2 protein-coding genes are annotated in these 2,131 nt (G+C 75.0%); both read left to right on the top strand.

What is annotated here, in order from left to right:
• Nucleotides 1–1,828 (top strand): ComEC/Rec2 family competence protein (locus tag GRC12_RS43850; protein WP_244374681.1); only part of this gene is annotated, 1,828 nt, incomplete at its 5' end.
• A 4-nt stretch (nt 1,829–1,832) separates the two neighbouring features.
• Nucleotides 1,833–2,131 (top strand): arylamine N-acetyltransferase (locus GRC12_RS43845; RefSeq protein ID WP_208786005.1); only part of this gene is annotated, 299 nt, incomplete at its 3' end.

Raw genomic sequence — 2,131 nt, 5'->3', positions numbered from 1 at the left:
GGGGAAGGGCGTGCCGGAGGTGGTGGGCGGACCGTCGGCGGCACAACGGTTCGCCGGGCGCTTGCGGGGCGGGCTGCGGGAGGCGACCGACGGATTGCCCGAGGACGCCCGGGCCCTGCTGCCGGGGCTGGTCGTCGGCGACACCTCGCGGATCGGCCCGGAGCTGGACGAGGCCTTCGAGGAGACGGACCTCGCGCACACCCTCGCGGTCTCCGGCAGCAACCTCACGATCATCCTCGCCCTGCTCATCGGACCGCCCGGCATGGCCCAGTTGGTGGAGCGCCGAGGGCTCGCGCCCAGGCTCGGCATTCCGCTGCGCGCGACCGCGGTGCTCGGCGGGGCGCTCACCCTCGGGTTCGTCGTCGTGTGCCGCCCGGACCCGAGTGTGCTGCGCGCCGCCGCCTGCGGCGCCGTCGTGCTGCTGGCCCTGGCGACCGGGCGCCGCAGATCGCTGATCCCGGCGCTGGCGACGGCCGTCCTGCTGCTGGTGCTCTACGACCCCTGGCTGTCGCGCAGTTACGGCTTCCTGCTCTCCGTGCTGGCCACCGGCGCGCTGCTCGTCCTCGCCCCGCGCTGGAGCGAGGCGCTGCGGCGGCACCGGGTTCCGCCCAGGCTGGCCGAGGGGCTGGCCGCGGCGGCCGCGGCGCAGGCCCTGTGCGCGCCGGTCGTCGCCGTGCTGTCGGCGCGGGTGAGCCTGGTGGCGGTGCCGTGCAACCTGCTCGTCGAGGTCGCCGTGGCCCCGGCCACCGTACTGGGCTTCGCCGCGCTGGCGACGGCACCGGTGGCGATGCCCGTGGCCGAGGCGCTGGCGTGGTGCGCGAGTTGGCCCGCCGGGTGGATCGCGGGTGTCGCCCGCGCCGGGGCGGCTTTGCCCGGCGGGGGAGTGGACTGGCCCGGCAGCTGGGGCGGGGCGTTGCTGCTGGCCCTGGTCACGGTGGTCGTGGTCCTGGTCGGACGGCGGCTGCTGCGGCACCCGTGGCTGTGCGCGGTGTGCGGGCTTCTGCTGCTGCTCGTCGTCGTGCAGCCACCGCCGCTGACCCGGGTGATCACGGGGTGGCCGCCGCCGGGGTGGCGGTTCGCCATGTGCGATGTGGGCCAGGGCGATGCGACGGTGCTCGCGGCGGGGGACGGCGCCGGTGTGGTCGTGGACGCCGGGCCCGACCCCAGGCTGGTCGACCACTGTCTGCGCGCCCTCGGGATCACCCGCGTCCCGCTCGTCGTGCTCACCCACTTCCACGCCGATCACGTGGCGGGACTGCCGGGAGTGCTGCGAGGGCGTTCGGTGGGCGCGATCGAGACGACCGGGTTCCAGGAGCCCGCGGACCAGGTCGAGTTCGTCGGCAGGGAGGCGGCGGCGCGCCACATCCCGCTCACCCGTGCCGTCGCCGGGGAGGTACGGCGCACCGGGTCGCTGTCCTGGCAGGTGCTGTGGCCCCCGCCGGCCCCGGCGCCGGACCCGGACGGGCCGAACGACGCCAGCGTCGCCATGCTGGTCCACTCGGCGGGGCTGCGGCTGCTGCTGCTCGGGGACCTCGAACCGCCGGCCCAGCAGGCTCTGCTGAGGTCACCGCAGGGTGCGCTGCTGGGCGGGGTGGACGTGCTCAAGGTCGCCCATCACGGCTCCGCGTACCAGGATCCGGAGCTGATACGCAGGGTGGCACCGCGGATCGCGCTGATCAGCTGCGGGGAGGACAACCCGTACGGACATCCGGCTCCCAGCACGGTCGCGGCGCTGCGGGCCGAGGGTGCCGTGGTCATGCGGACCGACCGGGACGGGGCGCTCGCCGTCACGGACCTCGGCGGACGGCCGGCGGTCGCGCGAGACTGAGGGCATGCACATCGCACAGGTCGACGCCTATCTCCGCCGCCTGGGGATCGAGCCCCCGGCATGGCCCACCGCGCCCACCGCCGACGTACTGCTCGACCTGCATCTGCGGCACCTGCGGCAGGTGCCGTTCGAGAACCTGTCCGTGCATCTGGGAGAGGAGATCGTGCTGGAGGAGAAGCGACTGCTGGACAAGGTGGTGGGAGCGCGGCGGGGAGGGTTCTGCTACGAACTCAACGGGGCGTTCGGGGCGTTGCTCGCCGAGCTGGGGTTCGGGGTCACGCTGCTCGCCGCGCGGGTGCACGG

Origin of the sequence: Streptomyces griseorubiginosus, from assembly GCF_017614965.1 — a bacterium.
GTDB lineage: Bacteria > Actinomycetota > Actinomycetes > Streptomycetales > Streptomycetaceae > Streptomyces > Streptomyces griseorubiginosus_B.
The sequence above is the reverse complement of the archived record's forward strand: the minus strand, read 5'-3'. Positions and strand labels throughout refer to the sequence as shown.